The sequence below is a fragment of the Rhodococcus sp. NPDC049939 genome (genome assembly GCF_040656415.1).
Classification (GTDB): domain Bacteria; phylum Actinomycetota; class Actinomycetes; order Mycobacteriales; family Mycobacteriaceae; genus Rhodococcus_F.
Genome location: NZ_JBFAMC010000005.1, coordinates 46,647 through 68,536, shown reverse-complemented (window position 1 = coordinate 68,536; position 21,890 = coordinate 46,647). Strand labels below are relative to the sequence as shown.

General features: G+C 63.4%; 20 protein-coding genes and 1 other RNA gene. 10 read left to right on the top strand and 11 right to left on the bottom strand.

The genetic code is table 11. From position 1 onward, the window contains the following. The first annotated feature begins 8 nt into the window (after window positions 1-8). Together AB0I57_RS17210 and AB0I57_RS17205 are read left to right on the top strand one after the other, a co-directional pair. Entirely contained in the window at window positions 9-746 is a 738-nt protein-coding gene (locus tag AB0I57_RS17210) for a C4-type zinc ribbon domain-containing protein (RefSeq protein ID WP_358337736.1), read from the top strand. Next, window positions 743-1,843 carry a bifunctional RNase H/acid phosphatase gene (locus tag AB0I57_RS17205; RefSeq protein ID WP_358337733.1) on the top strand — a complete coding sequence of 367 codons (1,101 nt, stop codon included), beginning with the start codon at window positions 743-745 and terminating at the stop codon, window positions 1,841-1,843. The genes AB0I57_RS17210 and AB0I57_RS17205 overlap by 4 nt, the downstream gene beginning before the upstream one ends. A gap of 7 nt (window positions 1,844-1,850) precedes the next feature. Here AB0I57_RS17205 and AB0I57_RS17200 read toward each other — a convergent pair whose 3' ends face one another. Both AB0I57_RS17200 and AB0I57_RS17195 read right to left on the bottom strand, forming a co-directional pair. Beyond that, entirely contained in the window at window positions 1,851-3,080 is a 1,230-nt protein-coding gene (locus tag AB0I57_RS17200) for an SLC13 family permease (protein ID WP_358337730.1), read from the bottom strand. A 7-nt stretch (window positions 3,081-3,087) separates the two neighbouring features. Then, window positions 3,088-3,615, bottom strand: coding sequence for a DUF1697 domain-containing protein (locus AB0I57_RS17195; protein WP_358337727.1), 528 nt, complete (start codon window positions 3,613-3,615; stop codon window positions 3,088-3,090). 76 nt (window positions 3,616-3,691) lie between these two features. Between AB0I57_RS17195 and rnpB the strand changes: the two genes are divergently transcribed. Then, window positions 3,692-4,129, top strand: an RNA gene (gene rnpB / locus AB0I57_RS17190) — RNase P RNA component class A. An 89-nt stretch (window positions 4,130-4,218) separates the two neighbouring features. Here rnpB and AB0I57_RS17185 read toward each other — a convergent pair. Both AB0I57_RS17185 and AB0I57_RS17180 read right to left on the bottom strand, forming a co-directional pair. Further along, window positions 4,219-4,638 carry a MaoC/PaaZ C-terminal domain-containing protein gene (locus AB0I57_RS17185; protein ID WP_358337725.1) on the bottom strand — a complete coding sequence of 140 codons (420 nt, stop codon included), beginning with the start codon at window positions 4,636-4,638 and terminating at the stop codon, window positions 4,219-4,221. Further along, window positions 4,635-5,081, bottom strand: coding sequence for a MaoC family dehydratase N-terminal domain-containing protein (locus AB0I57_RS17180; RefSeq protein WP_358337722.1), 447 nt, complete (start codon window positions 5,079-5,081; stop codon window positions 4,635-4,637). The genes AB0I57_RS17185 and AB0I57_RS17180 overlap by 4 nt, the downstream gene beginning before the upstream one ends. A gap of 371 nt (window positions 5,082-5,452) precedes the next feature. Here AB0I57_RS17180 and AB0I57_RS17175 point away from each other — a divergent pair, with 371 nt between their 5' ends. After that, a complete protein-coding gene (locus tag AB0I57_RS17175) occupies window positions 5,453-5,638 on the top strand; it encodes a hypothetical protein (protein WP_358337719.1) in 186 nt (61 codons plus the stop codon). A gap of 46 nt (window positions 5,639-5,684) precedes the next feature. Here AB0I57_RS17175 and pip read toward each other — a convergent pair whose 3' ends face one another. Genes pip through panB form a run of 3 tightly spaced genes read right to left on the bottom strand, consistent with a single transcriptional unit; the run spans window position 5,685 to window position 8,027 of the window. Next, entirely contained in the window at window positions 5,685-6,650 is a 966-nt protein-coding gene (gene pip / locus AB0I57_RS17170) for a prolyl aminopeptidase (protein WP_358337716.1), read from the bottom strand. Between the two features lie 7 nt (window positions 6,651-6,657). Next, window positions 6,658-7,119 carry a hypothetical protein gene (locus AB0I57_RS17165; protein WP_358337713.1) on the bottom strand — a complete coding sequence of 154 codons (462 nt, stop codon included), beginning with the start codon at window positions 7,117-7,119 and terminating at the stop codon, window positions 6,658-6,660. 38 nt (window positions 7,120-7,157) lie between these two features. After that, a complete protein-coding gene (gene panB, locus AB0I57_RS17160; RefSeq protein WP_358337710.1) occupies window positions 7,158-8,027 on the bottom strand; it encodes a 3-methyl-2-oxobutanoate hydroxymethyltransferase in 870 nt (289 codons plus the stop codon). A gap of 180 nt (window positions 8,028-8,207) precedes the next feature. On the opposite strand from panB, the gene AB0I57_RS17155 reads away from it, so the two are divergent. The 4 genes from AB0I57_RS17155 to AB0I57_RS17140 all read left to right on the top strand — a co-directional run bounded on the left by AB0I57_RS17155 (window position 8,208) and on the right by AB0I57_RS17140 (window position 15,229). Next, the gene (locus AB0I57_RS17155; RefSeq protein ID WP_358337707.1) at window positions 8,208-9,758 is read left to right on the top strand and encodes an alpha/beta hydrolase; all 1,551 of its coding nucleotides are present in this window, start codon (window positions 8,208-8,210) and stop codon (window positions 9,756-9,758) included. Window positions 9,759-9,885: 127 nt separating this feature from the next. Next, a complete protein-coding gene (gene glnA, locus AB0I57_RS17150; protein WP_358337704.1) occupies window positions 9,886-11,226 on the top strand; it encodes a type I glutamate--ammonia ligase in 1,341 nt (446 codons plus the stop codon). Window positions 11,227-11,234: 8 nt separating this feature from the next. Beyond that, window positions 11,235-14,249 carry a bifunctional [glutamine synthetase] adenylyltransferase/[glutamine synthetase]-adenylyl-L-tyrosine phosphorylase gene (locus AB0I57_RS17145; RefSeq protein ID WP_358338309.1) on the top strand — a complete coding sequence of 1,005 codons (3,015 nt, stop codon included), beginning with the start codon at window positions 11,235-11,237 and terminating at the stop codon, window positions 14,247-14,249. Continuing rightward, a complete protein-coding gene (locus AB0I57_RS17140; protein WP_358337701.1) occupies window positions 14,246-15,229 on the top strand; it encodes an endonuclease/exonuclease/phosphatase family protein in 984 nt (327 codons plus the stop codon). The genes AB0I57_RS17145 and AB0I57_RS17140 overlap by 4 nt, the downstream gene beginning before the upstream one ends. Window positions 15,230-15,255: 26 nt before the next feature. Here the strand turns inward: AB0I57_RS17140 and AB0I57_RS17135 are convergent, their stop codons facing one another. The 4 genes from AB0I57_RS17135 to AB0I57_RS17120 are packed head-to-tail and all read right to left on the bottom strand — an operon-like array spanning window position 15,256 to window position 18,878. After that, window positions 15,256-16,236 (bottom strand): glycine betaine ABC transporter substrate-binding protein, encoded by a 981-nt coding sequence (locus tag AB0I57_RS17135; RefSeq protein WP_358337699.1) that lies wholly within the window; start codon window positions 16,234-16,236, stop codon window positions 15,256-15,258. After that, window positions 16,236-17,012, bottom strand: a complete 777-nt coding sequence (locus tag AB0I57_RS17130) for an ABC transporter permease (protein WP_358337696.1) — start codon at window positions 17,010-17,012, stop codon at window positions 16,236-16,238. The genes AB0I57_RS17135 and AB0I57_RS17130 overlap by 1 nt, the downstream gene beginning before the upstream one ends. After that, window positions 17,009-18,235 carry an ATP-binding cassette domain-containing protein gene (locus tag AB0I57_RS17125; protein WP_358337693.1) on the bottom strand — a complete coding sequence of 409 codons (1,227 nt, stop codon included), beginning with the start codon at window positions 18,233-18,235 and terminating at the stop codon, window positions 17,009-17,011. The genes AB0I57_RS17130 and AB0I57_RS17125 overlap by 4 nt, the downstream gene beginning before the upstream one ends. Further along, window positions 18,228-18,878, bottom strand: a complete 651-nt coding sequence (locus AB0I57_RS17120; RefSeq protein WP_358338307.1) for an ABC transporter permease — start codon at window positions 18,876-18,878, stop codon at window positions 18,228-18,230. The genes AB0I57_RS17125 and AB0I57_RS17120 overlap by 8 nt, the downstream gene beginning before the upstream one ends. 444 nt (window positions 18,879-19,322) lie before the next feature. Between AB0I57_RS17120 and AB0I57_RS17115 the strand changes: the two genes are divergently transcribed. Both AB0I57_RS17115 and AB0I57_RS17110 read left to right on the top strand, forming a co-directional pair. Then, complete coding sequence (locus AB0I57_RS17115) at window positions 19,323-20,288, top strand: beta-propeller fold lactonase family protein (RefSeq protein ID WP_358337690.1); 966 nt, start codon at window positions 19,323-19,325, stop codon at window positions 20,286-20,288. A 558-nt stretch (window positions 20,289-20,846) separates the two neighbouring features. After that, complete coding sequence (locus AB0I57_RS17110; protein ID WP_358337687.1) at window positions 20,847-21,854, top strand: YncE family protein; 1,008 nt, start codon at window positions 20,847-20,849, stop codon at window positions 21,852-21,854. Window positions 21,855-21,890 lie beyond the last annotated feature (36 nt).

Sequence of the window (21,890 nt, the reverse complement as noted above, 5' to 3'; positions counted from 1 at the left end):
TACCACGCGTGAACGTCGAACCACAGGTGCAGTCCAAGCTTCTCGACCTCGCCGGTGTCGATGCGGAGCTGTCGAGGATCGCCCACCGGCGCACCGCGCTTCCAGAACGTCAGGAGGTCGAGCGGCTCGAGGCGGAACGTGTCAAACGCAAGGACGCTGCGGTGGCCGTCGAGATCATCATCGAAGATCTCGACCGTGACATACGCAAGCTCGAGGGCGAGGTCGACGCGGTCCGCCAACGTGAGGACCGCGACCGCAAACTTCTGGAGAGCGGCTCGGTGGGGGCCAAGCAGCTCACCGAGCTCGAGCACGAACTCGGTAGCCTTACCCGCCGTCAGGGACTGCTGGAGGATGAGCTGCTCGAGGTGATGGAGCGGCGCGAGGCCACGCAGTCGGATCATGATCACGCGGGTGCCCAGTTGTCGCAGATCGAGGAAGATCTGATCGAGGCGTCGCGGCGCCGCGACGATGCCGTCGCGGATCTCGATGCTGCAGAAGAGCGCTGCACGCGGAACCGCGAAGAACTCGCCGAGCAGTTCCCGGCCGATCTGATCGCGGTTTACGAGAAGCAACGCAGCCGAAACGGTGTCGGAGCTGCCCTACTTCAGGCGCGTCGATGCGGTGCCTGCCGGATCGAACTCGACCGCGGTGAAATCTCGCGCATCGCGGGTACCTCCGCTGAGGAGGTCGTACGTTGTTCGGAATGCGGAGGGATCCTGGTGCGCACCAAGGAATCCGGTCTGTGAGTATCGGACGGGTAGTTGTCGAGGCCGACGGCGGTTCCCGCGGCAACCCGGGCCCGGCAGGCTATGGGGCCGTGGTGTTCGACGCCGCACACGAAACAGTTCTCGCTGAACGCTGGGAAAGCCTCGGTGTGGCGACCAACAATGTCGCCGAATACCGAGGGCTGATCGCGGGCCTCTCGGCGGCCGCCGAGCTCGGCGCATCGTCGGTAGACGTGCGGATGGATTCCAAACTGGTGATCGAGCAGATGTCCGGGCGATGGAAGGTCAAGCACCCGGACATGATTCCGTTGCAGCGCAGCGCATCTGATCTCGCACGACAGTTCGAGCAGGTCGAGTACACGTGGATTTCACGCGATCAGAACTCGCACGCCGACCGACTCGCTAACCGAGCGATGGACGGAGTCGTGGACGCGGGGCTCGAGGCCGAGCCGGAACCGAGGGCGAAGCAGGCGACGCGCCCCGCGCCGGGCTGGATGGAAACACAAGGTGCCCCGACCCGGATGCTGTTGCTACGGCACGCGCAGACCGCGTTGTCTGTCGAGCGACGCTATTCGGGCCGTGGGAATCCGTCTCTCACCGACTTTGGACGCGCACAGGCGGACGGGGTGGCCAAACGACTTGCCGGACAAGAAGAAATTACCGCGGTCGTGTCTTCACCGCTCGATCGCGCACGACAGACCGCTGCCGCGGCCGCGGCAGCACTCGGGCTTTCCGTGACCGTAGTCGACGGCCTCACCGAGACCGACTTCGGCGAATGGGAGGGCCTCACGTTCAGAGAGGCCGCGGATCGTGACCCCGAACTGCACCGTCGCTGGTTGTCGGACACGTCGGTCCGGCCGCCGTCGGGGGAGAGCTTCGACGATGTGCGTGAGCGCATGGTCCGCGTCCGCGAAGATCTCACCGTGTCGTATGGAGGTGCAACTATCCTCGTGGTCACCCACGTGACCCCGATCAAGACCTTGATCCAGCTCGCACTCGATGCGGGACCGGCCCTGCTGTACCGGTTGCACCTGGATCTCGCGTCACTGAGCATCGCCGATTTCTATCCCGACGGCGGCTCGTCCGTCCGACTCGTCAACGACACTTCTCACCTGTGAAGCAATTTCAGAGGACGAGCCACAGTGCGGTCACTGCGGAGAGCAGGGTCAGGGGCGTCGTAAGCAGTGAGAGAAGGGTGAAGGTTCTCAGATCTGCGGGTGAACCCGCACGTGCTGTCACTCGTCGCCACAACATGATTGCGAGCGAGCCTACGTAGGTGAGGTTGGGGCCGAGGTTGACCCCGAGCAACATCGCCAGGATCAGCCCTGTCGGCGCACCGGTCCCCAGCGCCGCCAGCAGGAGCAGGGTCGCGGGAAGATTGTTGACCAGATTCGCCGCGATCGCCGCGACTACGGCCATCAGGAGCAACCCGAGAAAGGTCGTGTCGGTGGGTAGTTTCGAGCCGATCCAGTCGCCGATCGGACCGTTCGCGACTGCTGCGACGACGACCCCGAGGATCAGGACGAACCCGCAGAACCACACGTCGATCGAATACACGATGCGCCCAAAGCTGGTCCGGCCCTGTCGAAGCGCGACGATTCCCAGCACGACCGCCCCCGCCGCGGCCACCCACGCCGGCGCGACTCCCACGAGATCCGACACCGCGAAGCCGACGAGCGTCGCCGCGATGATCGACAGGGCGACTGTCGGTGCAGCCGTTTGAGGGTCAGCTGTGGACTCGGCGTCGGGCCGAGTGAGTTGGCGTCGGAAGAACAGCCGAAACAGGATCAATTCCACCGCGATCGACACCATCCAGGGCAAGGCCATGATGGTTGCGAAATGCAGGAAACTCAGCCCCGTTGCGGAGAAGGCGATCAGATTTGTCAGGTTGGATATGGGGAGCAGGGTCGAAGCGCTGTTCGATAGGTGCGCGCTGGCGTACGCGTGCGGCCTCGGATCCATGTGAAGGGATCGAGCTGTAGCAATTACGACCGGAGTGAGGAGGACGACCGTGGCATCGAGACTGAGCACGGCGGTAGTCAGTGCTGCGGACCCGAAAACGAGTGTCAGCAGCCTCTTCGGGTCACCGCGTGCCCTAATCCTGAGTAGGCCCGCGATCCATGTGAAGACCCCCATCGCGTCGGCGAGGTGCGCGAGGGCGAGAATCGCGGCGAGGAACCCGACAGTCGGGGCCATGTCGGTCACTTCGTCCCACGCCTCGGACGGTGACACCAGCCCTACGGCCAGGACGATCAGCGCCGCAGGTGCGGCGGCGACGATCTCGGGAAGTCGGCGTGGCCGGACGACCGCGAAGACGAGGACCGCGGCGACGAGCGCGACTGCCAGGATCGTCACCGCAGGGTCATTTCAAAATCTTGACGAGGGTTCGAAGGTTTCGGGTGGTAGTAGAAGCTTTGAGCTTGGCAGCACCAGTCTTCTTCCCGAACGTACTCTCGAGCGTCCTGCCCCGTTCGACTTCCCAGTACAAGACGCCGTCACCGACCTGGATGCGTTCGACGCCAGGATCGAGATCGTTTCGAACGCTTGCGAGCATGTCGAGGACCTCCCGCTCGGGCGTCACCAGAACGTATGGTTGCCAACCCTCTCGCTCGGGATCGAACGGGTAGCTGTCGACGATCTTCCGGACCGTGTCGACATCGAGCACGAAGACCCAGGCTTCGTAACGGAATTCGGCGCGTAGAGCCGCTTCGATATCGCTCTTCAGAGCAGAAATGTCGGTCCGGTCGGAATCGAACAGCACATTGCCGGACGCGAGAACGGTCTTGACGTTCTCGAATCCCAAATCGCTGAAGGTGTTGCGCAGGTCAGCCATCTTGATGTTGATTCCGCCCACGTTGATACCGCGCAAGAGTACGACGTATCGAGTCATGCCTCGACCCTAATGCCGTGTCATGACAGGTGCGGTGTCGTGACAGGCGTAGGGAAAGGTAGTCTTGTCGGGCGGACGAGTTGGCCGGGCGGCCGCGGCAGAGGGAACCAGCACCGTGTGTGCACAGGCCCTGGGCCGAGGAAAGTCCGGACTCCACAGAGCAGGGCGGTTGCTAACGGCAACCCGGGGTGACTCGCGGGATAGTGCCACAGAAAATAGACCGCCGGTGCAGCACTCTTCGGGGTGGGCGCCGGTCAGGGTGAAACGGTGCGGTAAGAGCGCACCAGCACCCCGGGTGACCGGGGTGGCTAGGTAAACCCCGCCCGGAGCAAGGTTGAAGACCGCATCGGATCTTTCGGGGTCTCGGTGCGGTTGCGCAGGTGTTCGAGGGCTGCTCGCCCGAGCCTGCGGGTGAACCGCTCGAGGTACCCGGCGACGGTGTGCCCAGATGGATGGTCGCCACCCGGCGCTTCGGCGACGGGGACAGGATCCGGCTTACACGCCAACTCGTCCGCCTCTCCCCGCGACAGGTCCGCTTGGCCGTGCGAAATATGTTGCCGACGTTAGGCATACGAGGAGTTCCCCTCAGGGACACGCTGGTACTCAGCGCAGTGAAATCCATATTTCTGAACGCGCGAGCACGGTGTGTCCGTCGAAAGTGACGGTCAGGTCGATCCTAGCGGCCCCTGAGTCGTAGTCGACCTGGCCTACTTCGGCGACCACATCGACGATCGCGCCTTCGTCGGGGTCGACGATCACCGGTTTGGTGAAGCGGGCCCGATAGCTTGTTATCCTCGCAGGATCGCCGAGCCAGTCGACGACGCTCTGCGTCGACAGCCCTAGGGTCAGCATTCCGTGTGCCACTACACCTGGAAGGCCGATGGACTTCGCGGCGTCGTCGCGGTAGTGGATGGGATTGAAGTCACCCGATGCCCCGGCGTAGCGAACCAGTGATTCGCGGGTCAGGTGGTAGCGGGACTTGGCGACGGTGTCGCCAAGCAATATCCGCTCGGGGGACGTCATCGGTCACCTCTGACGAAAAGGTTCGAGGTGATCGTGCTTACGTTATCGCCTATTGCGTCCACGATTTCGACATCGGCCACGAGCAGTGCGTTCACGCCTCGCGGTGACACGTCGACAATGGTCAACACCGCAGAGAGTTCGTCGCCCGCGACAACTGGGCGTTGAGAGCGGGCATGTTCGGCGCTGTGTACCAGGTTGTTGGGTTTGATCCCCGTCGTCGGATCGGCAACCAATTGCGCGAGGGCACGTCCCTGGACGATGACGGGAAACGTAGGTGGCGCAACGAGATCTGCATGGCCTGCCGCGCGAGCGCTGACAACGTCGAAGGAGATCGGGTTGTTGGCGAACACGGCCTTTGCGAACTCCCGGATCTTCTCGCGACCGACGAGATAGGGCCTGGTCGGCGGGTAGACACGACCCACGATCTCTGGATTCACTGCCATTACTCAAGCCTAGAGAGGTCCGAACCCCCGAGGGGCGTGAAGCGGTCCGAGACTTGCACGAATTTGGCAGGCACGATCAAGCCCCTGCCGCGCGCGGCAGGGGCTTTCAGGCATCGACGCCCGTCAGACGGGATCGACCACGAGCAACTGGGCCCAATATCTTGCACCCTCGGCGCCCAGGTAGGGAAGTAGCTGGTCGTAAATGATTGTTGACATCTCGCCCCATTCATTGTTCCGGCACTGTACGTGGAAGGACAGAACGCTGACACCACACTCACCGTCCCCGGTGAATGGATCACCGGACAGAGCAAGACGATAACAGCCCGAGTGTGATCGGCATCGTATTGGCGCATCGGTGTCACACTGAACACATGAGAGACGAGGATCATCTTTGGTATTACGACATCGAGAACGGCACCGTCACGCAGGGAAAGACGCCGTCGTCCATGTCCAGGATGGGGCCCTATCCGGACCGGGACTCTGCCGAGAAGGCTCTCGAGATCGCCGCGGAACGGAACAAGGAGGCAGATCGGGCGGACGAGGAGTGGAACCGCTAGGGGTGATGACGGTCCGGCCTGGCTCGGCGGTGCCCTCGGGGGGACGTCAGTCCCTGAACTGGTCCGTCGCCTCGACAAGGTGATGGACGATTCCTGGCTCCATCGCCGAATGCCCTGCGTCGTCGACGATTTCGAGTCGGGAGCCTGGCCACGCCCGATGCAGTGCCCACGCACTCGTGGCCGGGCAGACCACATCGTAGCGGCCCTGCACCATCACACCCGGAATGCTGTCCAGTGCGGCCGCGTCGTTCAGAAGCTGGCCTTCGTCGAGGAACCCGCGGTTGTAGAAGTAGTGGTTCTCGATGCGGGCGAAGGCGAGTGCGAATCTCGGTCTCGAGGTGTCCGCGACATGCTCTGGCTTGGGTAGTAGCGAACTCGTAGCTCCCTCCCAGGTCGACCATGCGATCGCAGCACGCGTAGCGACATCGGGGTCGTCGGCGTGAAGGAGCCGGTGATAAGCCGCGACGAGGTCGCCAGCGCGCTCCGATTCCGGCACCGGGGCCAAGAACTTCTCCCAAAGATCTGGGAACAGATGTCCGGCCCCGCCGTTGTAGTACCAGTCGATCTCGCTGCGACGCAGCAGGAAGATGCCGCGCAAGACCAGTTCGGTCACCCGATGTCGATACTTCTGCGCGTACGCGAGTGCCAGAGTGGACCCCCACGACCCACCGAAGACCTGCCAGCGGTCGATGCCGAGGTGGTTTCGCAGCACCTCGATGTCGTCGATCAGGTGGTCAGTGGTGTTGACGGACAGATCGGCACCGTCGGCAACGTGAGGGGTGGACCGACCGCACCCACGCTGATCGAACAGCACGATTCGATACCGCTGCGGATCGAAGAATTGCCGCTGCACAGGTTCCGTGCCGCCACCCGGTCCACCGTGGAGAAACACCACCGGCTTCCCGTCCGGATTGCCGCTCGATTCCCAGTAGACCTGCTGCCGGTCACCGACATCGAGGTATCCGAACTGGTACGGCTCGAGTGGAGGGTAGAGGGTGCGAAGCGGTGTCATCGACACACTAGAAGCCGATCAGGCCGGATGCGAGGTCGGGGATCTCGAGCGCGGTTGCCGCTTGTTGCCGGATGTCGGGGCAGGCTGCCGTGGTGATTACGTCGACCCGCGCACGATCCTGCAGGAAGTCGAGCGCACTGAGGTTGTTCTTCGCGATCCACGTTCCGACAACCCCGTTGAGACCGGTCTTGCCGATGGTCGGGGTATAGGTTCGCCAACTCTGCAATTGGCTCTCGAGGTCGGTGCACAGCTGGATCGCCTGCGCCTCGGTGACCTCACCGGGAACCAGGGCAATGCCGGGATCTGCGACAGCGGAGGGACTCGGTGACACCGTGGAGTCGACCGCGGGCGTCGATTCCACTCCGGCGCACCCGGCGACGATCGCAGCAAGTGCGACCGTCCCGGCTGCGAGCACGACCAGCCGATGACCAGGATTGGTCCGGAGCACCCCGCGCTGTCGCATCAACATCTCCTCGATCGTCTGCTGGAACGGTCGGAAGAGACAGCTCAGAAGCTGTGCTCAGCCGCCGGGAACTGTCCGGAGCGTACCTCGGCCGCATACGCTGAAGCCGCGTTGCGCAACTCGTCGCCGACGTTACCGAAGCGTTTGACGAACTTTGGCGTCTTGCCGCTGGTGTAGCCGGACATGTCTTGCCAGACGAGGACTTGCGCGTCGCATTCGGCACCTGCTCCGATGCCTACCGTAGGGATCGTCAGTTTGCGGGTGACCTGTCCGGCGAGTTCTGCCGGCACCATCTCCATGACGACGGCGAAGGCACCAGCTTCCTGAACCGCAATCGCATCTGCGATCAATTGTTCCGAGGCGTCGCCGCGTCCCTGGACTCGGAATCCACCGAGGGAGTTCACGCTTTGCGGAGTGAATCCGACGTGGGCCATGACCGGAATGCCTGCGGCTGCGAGCGCTGCGATCTGAGGAGCGACACGCTCGCCGCCTTCGAGCTTGACTGCGTGGGCGAGTCCTTCCTTCATGAACCGGGTCGCCGACTCCAGAGCTTTCTGTGGAGAACTCTCGTAACTGCCGAACGGCAGATCCGCCACCACGAGCGAATGTGGTGCGCCACGGACTACGCCGCGGACGAGGGGGAGGAGTTCGTCGATCGTGACCGGAACGGTGGTCTCGTAGCCGTAGACGACGTTCGCCGCCGAGTCGCCGACGAGGAGGACCGGAATGCCGGCTTCCTCGAAGATGCGGGCGCTGGAGTAGTCATAGGCTGTGAGTATCGACCAACGCTCACCTGAGTCCTTCATTGCCTGAAGGTGATGGATTCGGGTCTTGCGTTTGGGGGGATTGTGCGCCGGAGCGGATCCGTAGAGCTGATCGCCTGGCGCGCCTGCTGACGACTTTTGCTCGGACATCGTTGTCCCTTTCTGGCCTCGAGGCCCTTGACGGGTCCCCGGGTGCGGGTGATGACCGTTATGAGTTTGCCACCGGTGTGTGGGCGAGCGAAGCATTCGCACGGGTGCAATAAGTCACACATACCCCGGGCTCTCGACTGCCGGAAGACTTGCACGCAACGAACCTGGCAGGATCGTGCTATGTCGATCGGTTCCCGGGTACCTGCCGCGTTGGCGGGGGGTTTTGCCATTGTTCTTGTTGCCGCCGCCTGCGCATCCGGCGAACAGGGCACTGCCGAGCGGTCCGCGGCGCTGCCGCCCGGACCTGTTCCCGCGGGGTTGGAGAAGTTCTACACGCAGCAGGTCGACTGGGGTTCGTGCGATGGGTACTCCAAGGACGGGCCTCCGCTGGGCGACCATCTCGACTGCGCCAAAGTGACGGTGCCGAACGACTACGAGAGTCCTGAGGGTGCGACGGCGCAGATTGCCATATCTCGGTCGAAGGCGACCGGAGACAAGGTGGGTTCACTCCTGGTGAATCCGGGTGGGCCGGGAGCTTCCGGTCTCGCCCTGGCATCCGTGGCCCACGGCAAGGATCTCGCGGACAGTTTCGATGTCATCGGGTTCGACCCTCGCGGCGTTGGTGCCTCCTCGCCAGAGGTCACCTGCCTGACAGCAGCGGAGATGGACGCGAAACGCCGGCTGAACGACATCGACATGAGTCCCGCCGGGATCGCGCGCATAGAGGATGAGAACCGAGACTATGCGGACAAGTGCGCCGAGCGGACAGGTGTCGATGTGCTCGCGCACGTCGGTACGTACGACGTCGTGCGCGACATGGACGTCATTCGCGCGGTTCTCGGTGACGAGAAACTGAACTACCTCGGCTTTTCCTACGGCACCCGACTCGGTTCCACCTACGCGGAGACCTTCCCGGGCAACGTGAGGGCGATGGTTCTCGACGGAGCGCTCGATCCCGAGCAGGATCCGACCCAGGAAATGATCCTTCAGGCGGCGGGATTCCAGGATGCCTTCAACGCTTTTGCCGCCCAGTGCATGCAGCAGCAAGACTGTCCCCTCGGCAACGATCCGGCTCAGGCGAACGCGAGGTTCCGGGCACTGGTCGACCCGCTGATCAGCAAACCTGCCGCAACGACCGATCCGCGTGGCCTCAGCTACCGCGACGCGATCACCGGCGTCCAGCAGGCCTTGTACACGCCGGCTCTGTGGGGTCCGCTCCGTGGAGGGCTGGAGAGCCTGGAATCGGGCACGGGTGACTCGTTGTTGATGCTGGCCGATCTGTACGAGGGCCGCTCGAGTGACGGCACCTACTCCAACCTGAACGACGCCTTCACAGCGATCCGCTGCGTGGATGATCCGGCGGTCACCGATCGCGCGGAGGTCGGCGAGGCAGACACGCGCTACCGGCAAATGGCGCCCTTCCTCGACGACGGCCGCGGTACCGGCAACGCACCCTTGGATACCTGTGCGTTCTGGCCTGTCCCGAATACGGGCTACCCCCACACCATCGACGCGCCCGGCATCCCGCCGGTAGTAGTGGTCTCGACCACTGAAGACCCTGCGACGCCCTATCAAGCGGGTGTGGATCTCGCGAAGCAGATGGACGGTGTACTCGTCACCAATCGGGGAACTCAGCACACGGTGGTCCTCGACGGGAAAGTCTGCATCGACGACGTCGTCACCGACTATTTGGTGAATCTGGCGGTGCCGCCCGCAGATCTGACGTGCTGACGTGTCGGCGTGCGCGTGTTCGGCAGGGTCAGCCGGGAAGCCCGCACGCTGGCACGATGTAAATTCTGCGGCGGGTCGTATTGCCGAAGTTACACAGATTTAATGAACTTTGCTTACGCTCGCGGACATGGATCGCCAAAAGGAATTCGTGCTTCGGACCCTCGAAGAGCGCGATATTCGGTTCGTCCGACTGTGGTTCACCGACGTTCTCGGATACCTGAAATCGGTGGCGATCGCACCTGCAGAACTCGAAGGTGCCTTTGAAGAGGGTATCGGCTTCGACGGGTCCGCGATCGAGGGCTTCTCTCGGGTCTCCGAGGCCGATACGGTCGCGAAACCGGACGCCTCCACCTTCCAGGTGCTGCCGTGGAGCTCGAGCAAGGGGCATCAACACTCTGCCCGCATGTTCTGCGATATCGCGATGCCGGACGGTTCCCCGTCCTGGGCGGATTCGAGGCATGTGCTGCGTCGTCAGCTGAACAAGGCCAGCGACCTGGGCTTCAGTTGCTACGTCCACCCCGAGATCGAGTTCTTCCTCATCGAGAACGGACCGATCGACGGCACACCGCCCACACCGGCTGATTCCGGCGGCTACTTCGATCAGGCAGTCCACGATTCCGCCCCCAACTTCCGGCGGCATGCCATCGATGCGCTCGAATCGATGGGCATCTCCGTCGAGTTCAGCCACCACGAGGCAGCTCCCGGCCAGCAGGAGATCGACCTGCGGTACGCGGATGCCCTGTCGATGGCAGACAATGTCATGACCTTTCGGTACCTGGTCAAAGAGGTTGCGATCGCCGAGGGTGTACGTGCCACCTTCATGCCGAAGCCGTTCAGTGATCAGGCCGGCTCAGCGATGCACACGCACATGAGTCTTTTCGAAGGCGATACCAACGCCTTCCACGACCCGGATGATCCGATGCAACTGTCGGGCACCGGCAAGGCGTTCATTGCCGGAATCCTCGAGCACGCCAACGAGATCAGCGCCGTGACCAACCAGTGGGTGAACTCCTACAAGCGATTGATCCACGGCAGCGAAGCGCCGACCGCGGCGTCCTGGGGGCCGTCCAACCGCTCTGCACTCGTGCGGGTGCCGATGTACACGCGTAACAAGGCTTCGTCGCGGCGCGTCGAAATCCGCAGCCCTGACTCGGCGTGCAACCCGTATCTCACGTTCGCGGTGCTTCTCGCCGCCGGCCTGCGTGGTATCGAGAAGGGCTACGAACTTCCGCCCGAAGCCGAGGACGACGTGTGGGCGTTGACATCGGCCGAGCGCCGCGCCATGGGATACCGGGAGCTTCCTAGTAACCTCGACGGTGCGCTCCGTGTGATGGAGAAGTCGGAGCTGGTCGCCGAGGCACTCGGCGAGCATGTGTTCGACTTCTTTCTCCGCAACAAGCGCCGTGAGTGGGCGGAGTACCGGAGTCACGTAACACCGTTCGAACTCGAGGCCTATCTGGGGTTGTGAAAGAGAAGATGGTCAAGCCTCCGCCTGAGCGTTCTGCAGTGCCGGGACCCGGTCGCCTGGGCCTGGTAGAACCAACCGCACCATCCGAGCTAGAGGATCTTGGCTGGGTCGGTGCCGACAGCATCGAACTGCTGTGGTCGCTGTCCCGGGCTGCGAATGCCGATCTAGCGCTTCGTACCCTGGCAAGGCTGAAGGACGGACTCGGCGACGGCTGGGCCGAACTCGACACAGCGATCCGCACGGACAAGGGCCTGCGCGGTCGCTTGTTCGGTCTCGTCGGCGCTTCCAGTGCGTTCGGCGACCACCTGGTCGCGGACCCGCAGTTGTGGAAGATCCTCGCCGGCGATGTGAGGCTTGCGTCGAAGGAGCAGGCTACCGCGACGCTGATGGCCGCGATCGGCGCCGAACCGGAGAAGGGTGCGCACCCGGACGCCAATCTGTACCGGGCGAAGGTCACCGGGCCGGACGCCATTGCAGTTCTGCGCAAGGCGTACCGTGACGAGTTGATGCTGCTCGCGGCCAGCGATCTCGCAGCAACGGTCGAGAACGAACCGGTGTTGCCGTACCAGACGGTCGGCCGCCAGCTCTCGGACCTGGCGGACGCTGCCCTCGACGCCGCCCTTGCGGTGGCTGTCGCGACCGTGTGCCCGGATGATCCGTGCCCTGTTCGTCTTGCCGTTATCGCGATGGGCAAATGTGGTGCGCGCGAACTCAACTACGTCAGCGACGTAGACGTGGTGTTCGTCGCCGAACCGGCAGACGCGACCGCCAGCCGAATCGCGGGCGAGATGATGCGTATCGGGTCGTCGGCCTTCTTCGACGTCGACGCCGCGCTGCGGCCGGAGGGTAAGCGCGGCGAACTCGTCCGCACGCTCGACTCCCACCTCGCGTACTACAAGCGGTGGGCCAAGACCTGGGAATTTCAGGCCCTGCTCAAGGCTCGCCCGATGGTCGGAGACGCAGAACTCGGTCAGCGGTACATCGACGCCCTGAGTCCGATGGTGTGGACTGCAAGCGAGCGTGAGGATTTCGTTCCCGAGGTGCAGGAGATGCGTCGCCGGGTGGAGCGGACGGTTCCGTCCGAACTCCGAGAACGCGAACTGAAGCTGGGCCGTGGCGGATTGCGCGACGTCGAGTTCGCCGTCCAACTCCTTCAACTCGTGCACGGGCGCGCAGACGATGCGCTACACGTCCAGAGCACGATCGACGCCCTGACGGCCCTCGCGGCGGGTGGCTACGTCGGCCGTGACGATGCCGCAAACCTTGCTGCATCCTACGAGTTCCTGCGGTTGCTCGAGCATCGGTTGCAGCTGCAGAAGCTGCGGCGTACGCACACCCTGCCGCCGGCGGACGATGAGGAAGCGCTGCGCTGGTTGGCGCGGGCAGCGCACATGCGTCCCGACGGAAGCAAGGATTCGCTCGGAGTGCTCAAAGCGGAGATCAAGCGGAACTCGCATCGGGTGTGGCGGCTGCACGCCAGGCTGTTCTACCGGCCGCTGCTCGAATCGGTGGCGCGTATGGACAAGGATGCGCTGCGACTGAGCCCGGACGCGGCCATCCGCCAGTTGGCGGCGCTGGGCTACACCGCCCCTGAGAATGCGCTGGGGCACCTCACTGCTCTCACCAGCGGCGGGTCCCGTAAGGGCCGGATCCAGGCGTTGCTGTTGCCGACACTGCTCGAATACCTCAGTGACACATCGGATCCCGATGCCGGACTGCTTGCGTACAGGCGGCTGTCGGAGGCGATGACCGACCGGATCTGGTTCCTCCGTCTGCTGCGTGACGAGGCTTCGGTCGCTCAGCGCTTGATGACCGTACTGGGATCTTCGGCCTACATCCCCGACCTGCTGGTCAAGGCACCCGATGTGGTTCGACTTTTCGGGGATTCGTCGAGTGGGCCGCGTCTGCTGGAATCGAATCCCGAGGACGTCGCGCGCGGTATCCTCACCGCTTCGGCGCGACACGACGACCCCACGCGCGCGATCGCGGCGGCCCGTTCCCTGCGCCGGTACGAGTTGGCTCGCGTCGCTTCCGCCGATGTCCTCGGCATGTTGGACGTTCCCGGCGTGTGCCGCGCGTTGTCTTCCGTATGGGCTGCAGTGCTGGGCGCCGCTCTCTCCGCGGTGATCAAGGCGAGCGAGAAGGACCTCGGTATGCCTGCCCCAGCCATCCTCACGGTGATTGGGATGGGCCGCCTCGGTGGCGGCGAACTCGGATACGGATCCGACGCCGACGTCCTCTTCGTCTGCGAACCCCGTGAAGGGATCGACGAGACCGTCGCTGTCAAGTGGGCCAACAGTATTGCCGACAGGGTCCGCAAGCTGCTCGGCGCACCCAGCACCGACCCACCCCTCGAGGTCGACACCGGTCTACGGCCTGAGGGACGTAGCGGTCCCGTGGTGCGAACGTTGGCCTCGTACGAGGCCTACTACGCGAACTGGGCTCAGTCCTGGGAGATTCAGGCGCTACTTCGTGCTCATCACATCGCGGGCGACCCCGAACTCGGGCTGCGTTTTCTGTACATGATCGACAAGACGCGTTATCCGGAGGGTGGGGTATCGGAGCAGGCGGTCCGTGAGATCCGGCGGATCAAGGCACGCGTCGACTCCGAGCGATTGCCTCGAGGGGCCGACCCGTCGACCCACACCAAGCTCGGACGCGGTGGTCTCGCCGACATCGAATGGACCGTGCAGCTGATTCAGCTTCGCCATGCCCACGAGATTCAGTCGCTCCACAACACATCCACACTCGAGACCCTCGATGCCATCGGTGCAGCCGGGTTGCTCAGCGAGTCGGATGTCGGACTGCTGCGGGAGGCGTGGATCACCGCGACGAAGACCCGCAATTGTCTGGTTCTCGTCCGTGGCAAGCCGACTGATCAACTTCCCGGCTCCGGGCGTGTGCTGTCCGCCGTCGCGCAGATTGCCGGTTGGGGTGGCGATGATGCCGGCGAGTTCCTCGATCACTACCTGCGGGTGACCCGACGGGCCAAGGCCGTGGTGGAGAGGGTCTTCGGGGAGTGACCACCGGGCCGGGGGCGGCGGTCACTCCGGGAGTGCGGGCGCTGGCCGTACTCGGCTGGTTCGCGGTGGCCGTCGGGGTGTTCGGCGTTGCTCTGAGATTTCTCGATGTGGAGAACCAGCGATTGCTCATCCTGGCATCGGCTGCGCCCTATTTGATGGCGTGTGCCGCGGTCGGGCTAGTGCTGCTGGGTCTGATCCGGCATTGGGTCGGTTTCACGGTTGCGTTGGCAGTGGCCGTGGTAGCCATGTTCTCGCAGGGCCCGTTGTACGTGGCGAACGAGTCGGCCACCACGTCCGGGCCGGTTCTGACGGTGATGCAGGCCAACATCTGGCTCGGCAACGCCGATGCCGCTTCTGTGGTTCGGCAGATCCGCGACCACGACGTCGACGTGCTCACGGTCAACGAGCTGACGCCGGAGGCCGTCGATCGGTTGTTGGACGCGGGAATCGAATCGTCGCTGCCGTTCTCGTTCCTGATGCCGGGATTCGGTGGGGAGGGAACCGGGATCTGGAGCCGGTACCCGCTGTCCGACGAAGTCCACCATTCGGAATTCATCCTGTCCGCGTTGTCGGCGCGGGTGAACCTCTCGGACGACGTGAGTGCGGTGCTCTATGCGTTCCACCCAGTGCCGCCCTGGCCCACGGATCCCTCGATCTGGTCGGGGGAGATGGACCGCATCGAGGCCATCCTCGATGCTGTCCCCGCAGACTCGGGACCTGTGGTGGTCAGCGGCGACTTCAACGCGACCCGCGATCACGTGAAGTACAGAAACCTCGTTTCGGGACGATATCGCGATGCCGCCGATGAAGCCGGTGCCGGCATCCAGAACACCTACCCGGCCGACCGGCCGCCGTTCCCGCCGATGATCGCGATCGATCACATACTCACGAGTGGGGCGCACGCGCAGTCCGTGGAGTCGGTGGTGCTGGAGGGCTCGGACCACCGAGGCTTGATCGCGAAGATTCTTCTCGGTAGCTGACCCGAGTCGAGGGCAGACCTCTTCGGTCAGGGGAGCGTGACGAATCCCTTGTGCACCATCCAGTCACGGGCGACGCTCGCCGGCTCTTCACCGTCGACGTCGACCCGACGGTTCAGTTCGGTGATCTCCGCGGTGGTCAGTGCGTCGGAGACGGGGGCCATCACCTTCGCAATCTGCGGGTGCGCATCGGCGAAACCCTTGCGCATCACGATGGCGGGGTTGTAGCTCGGGAAGAAATGGAGGTCGTCCTCGAGTACCACGAGATCGAGCGCCTCTATGCGCCCGTCGGTGGTGTATACCTCGCCGAACTTGCACTCCGTTCCGTCCGCGGTCGCCTGGTAGATGATGCCCGTCTGCAGGATCTCACGATTCACCCGGGCCGGGTCGATTCCGTATCTGGCGGCCATACCGGGAAATCCGTCCTGCCGGACATTGAATTCGGTTTCGACGCAGGTCGTTGCCGCCCCAGGGTCGGATTCGACCAGGTCTGCATACTGGGACAGCGTCGTGACACCAGTCTCTTCAGCGGTCTTCCTGCTCGTCGCGAGCGCGTATGTGTTGTCCATTGGCGCAGGGTCGACCCACACCATGCCGTTGCGTTCGAGGTCCTCGTCCCGGACCGCCTCGAACTGCGCCGTGGCTCCGGGGACCGGAGTCTCGTGGCCGAGGTAGTTGATCCAGCCTGTCCCGGTGTACTCGTAGGTGATGTCGATCTGACCGTGCAGTTGGGCGTCGCGCACGCTGTTCGACCCCTGAATGTTGGTGAGGTCGCGTATGTCCGCACCGGCGGCACTGAGTGCGAACTCGATGATGTAGCCGAGGATGACCTGCTCGGTGAAGGATTTCGAACCAACGGTGATTTTCACCTTCTCCAGCTCCGGAACCGGTGCGATGCTGCCCGGACCCACCGCCAGAGGTAGCGCTCCGCCGGATTCGAGACCGCAGGACGACACGGCGAGGGTTGTTGCGAGTGCGGCGGCTGCGGCGGCACGCCGGAATCTCCCCATCAGCGAAGGCCTTTCGGACCGAGAAACTCTTCGGCGAGGGCACCGCACCAATCGACGACCAGCGCGAGCGCTACGGCGAGCACGGCGCCGACAACCAGGGTGACGTTGTCGCGCAACTTGTATCCGGTGTCGATGAGGATTCCGAGACCCCCCGCGTCGACGAGGAAGCTCAGTGTTGCCGTTCCGACAGCCAGGACGAGCGATGTCCGCAAGCCCGCGAGGATGTACGGGACGGCGAGCGGCAGCTCGACCTTGCGCAACACTCTACGAGCGGTCATGCCCTGTCCACGCCCAGCGTCGATGACAGCCGGATCGACCTCCTGAAGCCCCAGCATGGTGTTCCGCAGAACCGGCAGGAGTGAGTAGAACGCGATGGGAAGGACGCCGATCCAGAACCCGGTCCTGTCCGTGGCGAGGAAGAAAAGGACCAGCAACCCGATGGCAGGGGCGGCTTGGCCGATATTTGCGATGCCGACGAAGATCGGTGCCAACTTGGTGAACCCCGGACGAGTGAGAATGATGCCCAAGGGAACGGCGACGGCAAGGACAATCGCGACCACCACGACTGTGATGAGTACATGCTCCCAAGTCAGTTCGGCGATATTGGCCGCGTTGATACTTTCCTTCTGAGTTGCAGTGAGATCGCGGGTGAAGGCCCATCCGAGCACTCCGGCGACCAAGACGATGACAAGAATCGGCTGGGCGATCAACCGGCCGCGCTCGGAACGCCGATCGGTGGGAGCGGCCTTGGTGGGATCGACGGCGACCGCGGTCATGATGATGCCCCAGCTTCGTGTGTCGTGCTGTGGGACGGGTCGGCCTCCAAGACTCCGGTCGAGTGTTCCTCGCGCATCGACGAAAGATGTTTGACCAGAGTGTCGATCGTGATGACACCTCGGTACTCTCCCCGTTGCCCCGTGACCACCGTCGAGGCGCTGCTTTCCACCAGTAGTGCCTCGAGGGCGTCCTGCAGCGTGGACTGGGAGGAGACCGGTTCTTCGATCGGATCGCCGATATCCCGTAGCGAGGTAGCCGTGGCGAGATGGTGTTGCGCCACCCACCGGATTGGGCGATTTCGGGCGTCGAGAATCAGTGCCCACTTGATCTTGCGTCGGCCGATTTCCGCGCGCAGTTCGTCGACGGAGCCGTCTTCGTACGCGGTGGGGCACTCGACCAGAGCGATGTCCCGGACCCGTGTCAGCGTCAGTTGCTTGAGGGATGCATCCGCGCCGACGAAACCTGCCACCGTGTCGTTTGCCGGGTTGGCCAGGATCGCCTCGGGGGAGTCGTATTGCATGATGTGTGACTGATTGCCCAACACCGCGATTCGGTCGCCCAACTTCACCGCTTCGTTGAAGTCGTGGGTGACGAATACGATCGTTTTGCCGAGTTCGGATTGCAGGCGCATCAACTCGTCCTGCAGCAAGCCGCGCGTGATCGGATCGACCGCGCCGAACGGCTCGTCCATCAGCAGTACCGGGGGATCGGCGGCCAGCGCGCGCGCCACACCGACCCGTTGCTGCTCGCCGCCCGACAGTTGTCGGGGGTAGCGATCCCTGTAGAGGCGGGGGTCGAGTCCGACCAAGTCGAGCATTTCGTCGGTTCGTTCGTCGATCTTCTTCTTGCCCCAACCGAGCAACCCGGGCACGGTGGCGACATTCTTCGCGATGGTGAGATGCGGAAACAGTCCGGCTTGCTGGATCGAGTAGCCGATGCCCCTGCGCAACGTGTCCGGGTTGATGGACAGAGCATCTTTGCCGCCGATCGTGATCTTCCCCGACGTCGGTTCGATGAGTCGGTTGATCATGCGCATCGTGGTGGTCTTGCCGCAGCCCGACGGACCGACCAACACGACGATCTCGCCTGCGGGAATATGGATCGACATCTGGTCGACGGCGGCTTCTGCCTGCCCCGGGAACTTCTTGACTACGTCCTCGAGGACGATATCCACGCCCGAGACGCTGCGACCCGTGCTGTGCGGTGTGTCAAGATCAGTCACGAATACCCCTGGATGTAGTGAGGCGGCCGACGATGATGTAGATACCGTCCAGTAGGAGCGCAAGGATCACAATGAGAACCGTGGCGGTGAGGGCTTGCGGTACGGCCGTTGGACTCCCGACCCGGGAGAGTCCTGAGAAAATCAAGTTGCCGAGTCCAGGACCCTTGGCGTATGCGGCGATCGCCAGGATGCCCATCAGCATCTGAGTACTCAACCGCATCCCCGTGAGGATCGCGGGCCAGGCGAGCGGTAGTTCGATCCGCGTCAAGACCCTGGTGCGGCTCATTCCCACTCCGCGGGCGGCATCTGTGATCGCAGGGTCGACCGAGGCGAGTCCAAGGATGGTATTCCGGATGATCGGTAACAGTGCGTACAGCACGAGGGCTGTCACCGTGGGGGCCACACCGAGTCCGAGGACCGGGATGAGCAGGCCGAGAAGCGCGAACGACGGGACCGTGAGGATCATGCTCGCCAACGCGGTTGCGATTGCGGAACCGACCGGGCTGCGGTAAACCAGGATTCCGATCGTCAGCGCGATGACCGTGGCGATGGCCACTGACTGAACAACGGCGCTGACGTGCAGATAGGAGTCGGTGAGCAGTTGCTGTCTCCGGGCGAAGACGAAGTCCCACAGTTGCTGGATATTCAACTACCGACCCCCTCTCGGTGCGCATTCGAAAATACCGCGTACTGGTTCCTACGGTGCTATGGATCACTCGCGAGTGCAGCATGTTGCGAGAAATCCCGGCGCGCCGATCGACGCCTCGGGTCAGCCGGGTGACGATGCGCATCACGGTTAACACTTCCACGTCGGCACCCGCCTCATTCACTGGTGAGGCAACTATCGTGCATGTGAGCAGCTGCAAACTTGGCTACGTGGACGATGTGACCGAACGAAAGGTGCTCCCGCGCAAGCGACTAGACGGTTCCCGTCAAGGCGCTCTACGGTGAACCGCGGAGGATGACACCCTTTGTTGCCAGCAGCCATGGCGGTCGGTTCGATCGTCCGGATCGAGAGCAGGTTGGCCGGATCAACCAGATTTCCAGCTGGCACCGACCGAAGAGTATCTACTCTATGAGGTGAAATATGCGCCGTCTGACCAGCGCAATCGTGGCTGCCGGATTAGTCACCGCTGGAGTGGGTTTCGAGCCATCCATCGCTACAGCGGATGCTGTTGTCGATACCGTCCCCGTCGAGGCAGACCCGTCTGAGGTGGTCATCACGCCGGACGGGTCCCACCTCTACGTCACCAACTTCTTGAGTCGTTCGGTGTCGGTGATCGACACCGCCAACAACCTCGTGACCGATGCCATCGGGGTCGGGGACTTCCCATTTGGATTGGCTGTCACCCCGGACGGGTCCCGTGTCTATATCACCAACGCAGCGGACGCAACGATGTCGGTGATCGAGACCGGTGCTAACACCCTGACCGGTGCGATACCCGTCGGAGACTCGCCTTACGCCATAGCCATCGCGCCGGATGGGTCCAGCATCTACGTCACCAACTTCTTGAGTGATTCGGTGTCGGTCATCGACACTGGCGACGACACCGTGACCGATTCCATCGAGGTCGGGCGCCTCCCAACCGCGTTGGCGATCACCCCGGACGGCTCTCACATCTACGTAGCCAACGCTGATGAACAAACGGTCTCGGTGATCGAGACCGCCGACAACACCGTGATCAAGACCGTTCCCGTCGAGGGGCGCCCTGTAGGGGTGGTGGTCACACCGGACAACTCTCACGTCTATGTGACCAATGCATTGGGTGCAACGATGTCGGTGATCGAGACCGCCGACAACACCGTGAGCGAGATCGTTCCGGTTGGAGCAACCACGAACGCGGCGGCGGTCACCCCGGACGGCTCGCGCGTTTACGTCACCAACGCAGTGGACTCGACGGTGTCGGTGATCGAGACCACCTACAACACCGTGACAGAGACCGTCCCCGTCGGGGCGGATCCCCAATCGGTCGCGATCAGCCCGGACGGGGCCCACGCCTACGTCGCCAACAGCGAGGACAACACGGTATCGGTGATCGCCATCGACAGGTGAATCCGATCGCTGCAGCTCGACGTCGCCCTTGACAGCGCAGAGGCCGCGGTGGGGTGTCCGGGTCCAGCTGGCCACGCCGAGTCATGTTGCAGGTCTGTGCATCTGGTGGGGATGGGTCTCGTGGTGGTACGGGAATCCGCGCGGGGGTAGGTGTATTTCGGTCGGATCATTCGTGGATGCAAACCGTAATGAGACATTTCGGGTGTTGTCGGATTCTTGGAGAATTCTCAGGGAAGGGGGTCGACGCTTCCGGCTGCCCTGTAGTGACATGGTTAATCCTGTCGCGACTTCACCGTTCGTACTTGCTGGTTGAGAGCTTGCCGGGCATGAGAACCGCCGCAAACTTGACGGTGTCTGCGGTGCGGGTTCGACGAAAGATGTTCCGGTGCACGCGGCTAGCGGTGGCAGGGGAGGCGCTTTACTGTGTTGCTGGAACCGAGTTGGTGCCGTCTTCGAGGAAGTAGTCGCTGCGTTCATTGCGCATGTCTGCCTTTGCACTGCCTGAGCGGAAAGACTGTCCGGAGTGCGGCGGGCACGATCTATGAGGCAGGAGAAAGTGTGAAGTACTACAACGGGTTTCGCGGTTGTGCCACGGTTGGGGAGAGGATTCGGCGTTCGGCGCTCGGGTTGACAGCGGTTCTCGGGATGGTGTTGGGCATGGCCGGGACCGGGGTGGCTACCGCGGCCGAGGATGCGGAGGATTCCGCCCGCGATCCGATCTCGGTGGGGGCCTACCCCAGAGGGGTAGCCTTCACTCCTGACGGGACTCGTGCCTACGTCGCCAACCGCAACGACGGTTCGGTGTCGGTGATCGAGACCGCCGGCAACAATGTGACCGCAACCGTCAGAAACGGCAGTTCTCCGTTCGGAGTGGCGGTGACCCCGGACGGGGACCGCGCCTACGTCACCAACGAGACCGGTTGGGTGACGGTGATCGAGACGGCCCGTAACACCGTGATCGACAGCGTCCCCGTCGGCAGTTCTGCCACGGGGCTGGACTTCACCCCGGACGGGTCTCGCGCCTACGTCGCCACCCGTGACGGTGTGTCGGTGATCGAGACGGCCGGTAACACCGTGATCGATACCGTTCCCGCCGGGGAGTCCCCATGGGGGTTGGACATCACCCCGGACGGGTCTCATGCCTACGTCACCGCCGGTGACGACGTGCTTGTGATCGAGACCGCCGGTAACAGTGTGATCGATATCGTCCCCACTGGGGGGCCTTTGAACGGGGTAACGGTGACCCCTGACGGCTCGCGCGCTTACGTGACCAACGCAGTGGACGAAACGATGTCGGTGATCGAGACCGCTGGTAACACCGTGATCGATACCGTCCCCGCCAAGGGGGGCCCGAACGAAGTGGCCGTGACCCCGGACGGGACTCGTGCATATGTCGCCAACAGTATCGACGGTTCCGTGTCGATATTCGAGACCGCCGGACACACAGTGATCGATACCGTTCCCGCCGGGAGATCCACTAGGGCGTTGGCGATCAGTCCGGACGGGACCCATGCTTACGCCACCAACACGAGCGACGATTCGATATCGGTGATCGGCATCGGGTGAACCCGATCGCAGTGCCCCGAAGTCGCTGGTCGGTAG